Source organism: Gluconacetobacter sacchari, assembly GCF_014174255.1.
Taxonomy (GTDB): domain Bacteria; phylum Pseudomonadota; class Alphaproteobacteria; order Acetobacterales; family Acetobacteraceae; genus Gluconacetobacter; species Gluconacetobacter sacchari.
In genome coordinates this window covers 1-6,765 of sequence record NZ_JABEQJ010000062.1, presented here as the reverse complement: position 1 = coordinate 6,765, position 6,765 = coordinate 1, and the positions used below count along the sequence as shown (strand labels likewise).

Annotated in this window: 4 protein-coding genes; 2 read left to right on the top strand and 2 right to left on the bottom strand. The window is 56.3% G+C overall.

The features are described from left to right. The first annotated feature begins 432 nt into the window (after positions 1-432). Complete coding sequence (locus HLH48_RS22270) at positions 433-1,938, top strand: caspase family protein (RefSeq protein ID WP_182999645.1); 1,506 nt, start codon at positions 433-435, stop codon at positions 1,936-1,938. Positions 1,939-2,510: 572 nt separating this feature from the next. Here the strand turns inward: HLH48_RS22270 and HLH48_RS22265 are convergent. Both HLH48_RS22265 and HLH48_RS22260 read right to left on the bottom strand, forming a co-directional pair. Next, on the bottom strand, positions 2,511-4,226 hold the full coding sequence (locus HLH48_RS22265) for a recombinase family protein (protein WP_182999644.1): 1,716 nt from the start codon (positions 4,224-4,226) through the stop codon (positions 2,511-2,513). Between the two features lie 94 nt (positions 4,227-4,320). Beyond that, positions 4,321-4,512, bottom strand: a complete 192-nt coding sequence (locus tag HLH48_RS22260; RefSeq protein ID WP_182999643.1) for a hypothetical protein — start codon at positions 4,510-4,512, stop codon at positions 4,321-4,323. A 203-nt stretch (positions 4,513-4,715) separates the two neighbouring features. On the opposite strand from HLH48_RS22260, the gene recD2 reads away from it, so the two are divergent. Beyond that, a complete protein-coding gene (recD2, locus tag HLH48_RS22255) occupies positions 4,716-6,659 on the top strand; it encodes an SF1B family DNA helicase RecD2 (RefSeq protein WP_246387718.1) in 1,944 nt (647 codons plus the stop codon). Positions 6,660-6,765: the final 106 nt, after the last annotated feature.

Sequence of the window (6,765 nt, the reverse complement as noted above, 5' to 3'; positions counted from 1 at the left end):
GGCTATCGCCCCCGAACCCGCCCCGTCCCTGCAACCCCAGCCACAACTATGCACCGTTTCAAAATGACACCGCCTCAACTCGGTGCGATCCCGCGCGCACAAACCACAAAAGCAGAAAAATCCACGCAAAATACTCAATGCCGTGAATAAGATGGGCTAATGGCTGAAAGAATTGGCCGAAGCATCTGGAGAGGCTATGCTGCTCTCGCCTCATGTCGGACCTACTGAGCAAATTTCTTTATTCCCTATTGCGGACATAGCAAAAGGGAACACGTTGGATGTTTTTGCCCAAGCTTCGTATAGGCTGGGTCGCATGCGCAGCAGCGTTTGTCAGAAAACACCACAGCTGTCCGCGTTAGGTAGGGTCTTTCCAATTTCAATTCTGACGATTAAAGTGCAATTTATATACTAATAAAAGATTGGTGAAACGACATGGCAAGGTTAGGTGTAGTTGTTGGAGTTGCGGATTATACAAATCCCCTAAACAATTTGCCCGCCTGCAAGAATGATGCAGCTGCAATTTCCGAAATACTACAGCATTCTGGAAGATTTGATGATATACTTCAACTTGTAGATCAGTCCAATACTTCGAGTTCAATCGTGAAAAATCGCTTGTCCGAGTTTGCCGATAAGCACCGGTCTTCACCGATTGAAGAAATAGTTTTCTATTTCACAGGACATGGTAATTTTGATGGAAATGATTTCCACTATCTTCTGTCGGATTATGATGCGAGAAAAAAGAACAAAACCTCTTTATCTAATACCGAGCTAGATGGTATATTTCGCAGCTTAAGCCCTGACTTATTTGTAAAAATTGTTGATGCATGCCATTCTGGCGTTACGTATATAAAAGATGACAATAAACTTGAAGATTATTTAAAGTCTCCAGGAAGTGAATTTAGTAATATTTATTTTATGTTTTCGTCTCAATCAAGCGAATATTCTTACGCTTCAAGAAAAATAAGCGATTTTACAAAAAGTCTTATCACAGCAGTATTAGATTTTTCACCTGGTCCTGTGCGTTATCGCGATCTCATGAGTTCGATTTCTGACGAATTTGAAGCCACTGGAGGACAAACCCCCTTATTTGTTGTTCAAGCTAAAAACACTGAAATTTTCTGCGAATCTTCTGTTGAATTAGCTGCGAAGCTTAGATCTTACTTATTAGAAAACTCCTCGCCACCAACCCAGTCGGAGAAAACTCTTTCACTCAAAGATCGAGTATTGTTAGCTGAAAAAATGTTTTGCACCAAGGAAGAGGCTGTAAAAATACTTGAAAATACCAAAGGCGCATTTGAAGAACGAGAAATATTAGAAGATATACGAGAATTATATTCTATAAAAATTACTCCATTTGACTACATTCCTACAGAGTCCGCAACAATAGGAAAATGGATAAATGAGAATCCTTCAGAAGAATTATTTGCGGCTCCTATCAAATCTCAAGAAACATATCTCGCGCCTGACTTTGAAAGCCATCTAAATTCAATAACCAGATTTCTCACTGTATCTGTCGGGAATGCTGATAATATTAAAATGGTCTCTAAAACGAGGACCGTAATAAGCGAATATAAGGTAACAACAACGGGGCTACCGTTCATTTATATTTCGATCAGATTGGAGCCGAAAATAAAGGCCGTTGATCCTGTAGAGTGTCATGTAGCTCCAATTTTATCTCGAACGAAAATGGTACTATTTTATAGATTCAGAAAGTTATCTTTCACCGATTGGGAAGAAGCCACCCAAAAAACAACCACAAAATGGGCAAGAGATGAAGTATTTTTAAAGAATAAACAAGATATAGAAAATACACTTGAAAAAATATGGAACGCATTATGCGATTACGCAAATACATATTTGAAAGAAAAATATCCTGATGTCGATAGTGCTGTAGTTAGCACCAATGGTGATGATTCAGCCGCTACCGTTGATACTTAAGGTATATTCATTACATTTAGCAAAATCGTAACGCAGATTTCGTAATCTGATTTCTTATGGAAGTCCCCCGGCAGCCGACCTTCTGCTTGCCCCCCCATAACCGCCGATCTGTTAGGCGCGGTATTGCCGCACGGCTCGCGCGGTCAGGGGGAGCGGGCAGGGAGAAACGCTCGATGCCGTGAACTTCAGGATCGCAGGAGTAGTGCCACGGCTGTGGGCTTGCCAGGCGTGGCGGAATGGTCCACCCATTAGCAGGAGGCCTCCAGTCGCCATCCCATGCTCGGCTGGGTTCCGGCAAAAGCTTTTAGTCGGCCTCTCCGACCGCCATGTGCTCTGTGGGTGCTGTCAGTCGACCTCTTCCAGCAGATGGCCAGGTTGGACGGCGGAAAGCGCTACCACGCTATCCGGCGTCGCATGGCCTTGATCAATGACCTGCCGATCGACCTTGACGCTCGGCTGTTCCATTGGCCGTAGGGGAGACGTCCGGACGACTTTTTGAACCTCTCGGAACTGGGAATGATGAGCATCCGTATTGGAGCCACGAATAAACCTTCAAATTTGCAGTCGTTTAGCTATGCTACGAGACGAGGGACACGGCGATCTACCAATCGCAAGAATCGTGGGTATCCTGCCCCCGCAACCACCGATTCCCACATTGACGTTTTCGCAAGTCCTTTCAAGGACTTGCCCGATTTCGCGTCCCTCTGGTTCACGAATCTGAGCAGCGTCCCAAGCTCGCCATAGAGCGTCGCGAAGATTTCGCCGCGCTTATCTCCCGGCGACAGGACGATCTTCTCCACGAGCGCGCGGACGGCCTCAGACGCCTCGGCCCGGTCCTCCGGCTGGTTCAGGCTCTCGGTCAGGCGCTCCACCTTCTTCTTGAAGACGGCTGCGACATTCGGATGAATGTCCAGCGTATCCTCCAGTTCGGAGGAGAGCAGGGCGTCCAGTTCGACCTTGCGGTCTTCCAGCGTCTGCATGTGGGCCTTCATCGAGGGCTGATACATCCCATCGGTGATTGCTGTCATAATCCCCGCGATACCCTTCTCGACCTTCGCCAGTTCTGCCTTCCAGCCGGCGCTATTGGCGCGACGTTCATGGTTCAGCCGGTTGGTCTCCTCGGCATAGGCTTTCATCGCCTCAGCGGCCGCTTCAGGCGTCATCAGCTTGTGCTTGAGGCCGGCCAGCACGCGCTCCTCAAGCTCGGAACGCAGGATCGTCGCCGGGTTATGGCAGGAACGGTTCGTCACCCGGTTGGAGCAGGCGTAGCGATCCTTCTCGCGGAGCGAATAGGTGCCGCCGCAGACCCCGCAGAAGATCATCCCGGAGAACAGGGATTTGGGGCGGCGCATGCCGTTCATCCGGTTCACGGCCGATTTCCTGACTGCCGTGATGACGTTGACATATTGAGCCGCGATATTTGCCTGGCGGTCACGAACCGCCTGCCAGAGCGTGTCATCGACGATACGCAGTTCCGGCACCTCGGTCGTGATCCAGGCGGATTCCGGATTCAACCGGGATACCCGCTTCCCGGTCGAGGGATCCTTGAGATAGCGGAGCCGATTCCAGACGAGGCGGCCCACGTAAAGCTCGTTGTTCACGATGCCCGTGCCGCGCTGGACGTGGCCTCGGATCGTTGTGTCGATCCATGGCTTGCCGTTGGGGCCAGGGATGCCCTCGTCGTTAAGGGTGCGCGCAATCGCGCGCGGGCCGACGCCGGCCGCGAAGTCCCGGAAGATGCGGCGCACCACATTGGCTTCGTTCGGGTCGATCTCGCGGTCGCCCCGGATCGGATCGCCCCGCGCGTCCAGCTTCTTGATGACCTTGTAGCCGTAGCACAGGCCGCCGCCGGACTTGCCTTCCTCGACCCGGCCGCGCAGGCCGCGATGGGTCTTGGCCGCCAGGTCCTTGAGGAAGAGGGCGTTCATCGTCCCCTTGAGGCCGACATGCAGTTCGCTGATCTCGCCTTCCGCCAGAGTGACGATCGTCACCCCCGCGAACTTCAGGTGCTTGAACAGGGTCGCCACGTCGGCCTGGTCGCGGCTGATGCGGTCCAGCGCCTCGGCCAGCACGACGGTGAACTCGCCGCGCTGCGCGTCCTGCAGGAGGGTCTGGATGCCGGGGCGGAGGATCATCGACGCCCCGGAGATGCCCGCATCCTTGTAGGCGCCGGCGACCTTCCACTTCTCGCGTTTCGCATGCTCGCGGCAGATGCGGAACTGGTCGTCGATCGAGGCCGCCCGCTGGTTGTCGGAGGAATAGCGGGCATAGAGCACGGCACGGATCATGGCGGGACTCCAGGCTGGTCTTTCGGCAGGGGAAGGCGAAAGAGGTTACCCTGGCTCCGCCCTCCGGGCGGTAGTCAATTCGACAATACGATAATCACGATTTCTGTCCGGCATCGGCTTGACGGCGGCGTCGGCCGCGTTTCTGGCGCTCATGGTCCTCGCGGGCCATCTGGCGCCCGATCAGACGCGCCAGGCGCAGCACGCTGGCGTCCGTCATGTGGGGCGTCTCGGTGTCATCGTCGGGCAGGATGACCTCGATCCGGACAGGCTTGCCGCGTGCTTCCATTGATGTTCTCCGGAGTGTTCCGGAAGCATTGGGCAAAGCCCCGGACGGTCGGAAAAGCACGAAGTCACGGAAGGCGGGGATCGGCGGCGATCGCGTACGTAATCGGATGGGTGGAAGGAGGTGCGGTTCTTCGGGAGGGAAGTCGTGTTACGATGCCACATGGCCATCGGCTCCTCCGACTCCGTCCTTGAGCGACGTTTCCCTTGAGGGAGGCAGCGGCCACATCGTCATCCGAAGCCCTGGCCGGTCTGGTGGAGCGGGTGACGTTCCATAACGCCGAGAACGGCTTCTGTGTCCTGCGGGTGAAGGTGCGGGGCCACCGCGATCTGGTCACCGTGGTCGGGCATGCCGCGATGATCGCGGCGGGCGAGTTCGTGCAGATGTCCGGCCGCTGGTTCAACGACCACACCCACGGGTTGCAGTTCAAGGCGGAGTTCCTCAAGGCCAGTCCCCCTACCACGGTCGAGGGCATCGAGCGTTATCTCGGCTCCGGCATGATCCGGGGCATCGGTCCCGTCTATGCCAAGAAGCTGGTGAAGGCGTTCGGCGAAGCGGTGTTCGACCTGATCGAACAGGAGCCAAGCCGCCTGCGGGAGGTGACGGGGATCGGTCCGAAGCGCGCTGAACGAATCGTGGCGGGCTGGGCGGGCCAGAAGGTGATCCGCGAGATCATGCTGTTCCTGCACAGCAACGGCGTCGGCACGTCGCGGGCGGTGCGGATCTTCAAGACCTATGGTCAGGATGCGGTCCAACTGATCAGTGAGAACCCCTACCGGCTCGCGAAGGATATTCGCGGGATCGGGTTCAAAACCGCCGACCAGATCGCCCGGAAGATGGGGATCGCACCCGACGCCATGATCCGGGTGAGAGCCGGAATCTCCTACGCGCTCAGCGAGGCCATGGACGAGGGGCATTGTGGCCTGCCTGTCGGGGAACTGCTGACCAGCACCGCCGAACTGCTGGAGGTCGGCGCCCCTCTGATCGAGACGGCCCTTTCGCTGGAGTTGGAAGCGGGCGACGTGACGGCCGACAGCGTGGGCGAGACGGGATGCATCTTCCTGACCGGCCTGTATCGCGCCGAGCAGAGCATCGCCGAGCGATTGCGCGCCTGCACCATTGGGCGCCCGCCCTGGCCGGAGATCGAGGAGGAGAAGGCGCTTGCCTGGGTGGAGAAGAAGACCGGGCTTGCCCTCGCCCCCAGCCAGCAGGAGGCGGTGCGCCTTGCCCTGCGCAGCAAGGTGCTGGTGATCACCGGCGGCCCCGGTGTGGGCAAGACCACGCTGGTCAACGCCATCCTGAAGATCGTGACCGCCAAGGGCACTGACGTGCAGCTTTGTGCGCCGACCGGCCGGGCGGCGAAGCGTCTGTCGGAAAGCACGGGGCTGGAGAGCAAGACCATTCATCGCCTGTTGGAGACGGATCCGGCGACCGGCAGTTTCAAGCGGGACGATACCAACCCGCTGACCTGCGATCTGCTGGTCGTGGACGAAGCCAGCATGGTGGACGTGCTGCTGATGCGCTCCCTGCTGCGCGCTTTGCCTGACAGCGCGGCTCTGCTGATTGTGGGGGACGTGGACCAGTTGCCGTCGGTCGGACCGGGACAGGTGCTGGCCGATATCATCGCCTCGGGTGCTGTACCTGTGGTGCGACTGACCGAGGTGTTCCGCCAGGCGGCGCAGAGCCGGATCATCACCAATGCCCACCGGATCAACGAGGGCAGGATGCCCGAACTGAGCGCGGAAGAGGGATCGGACTTCTATTTCATCGAAGCGGCCGAGCCCGAGGTCGGGCTGCGCAGGCTGCTGGCGGTGGTGAAGGACCGCATCCCGGCGCGGTTCGGGCTGGACCCGGTTCGGGACGTGCAGGTGCTGTGTCCGATGAACCGGGGTGGGCTTGGGGCGCGGTCGCTGAATGTCGAATTGCAGCAGGCGCTGAACCCGCCGGGCGAGGTGAAGGTCGAGCGGTTCGGCTGGACCTACGGGCCGGGAGACAAGGTGATGCAGATCGCCAACGATTATGACCGGGACGTTTTTAATGGTGATCTGGGAGTCATCGACCGGATCGATATCGAAGAAGGCGAACTGACCGTTTCATTTGACGGCAGGGATGTGGCCTATGGCTTCGGGGAACTGGACGAACTGGTGTAAATGCTGGATGAAAAGTCCGCAAAAGTGCTGGATGAAAAATCCCCAGTTTCTGGTTTCTGGGGATCAGCCAGGGCCTTGATCGTCGGTTTCTCTCCTGGGTGGCCGT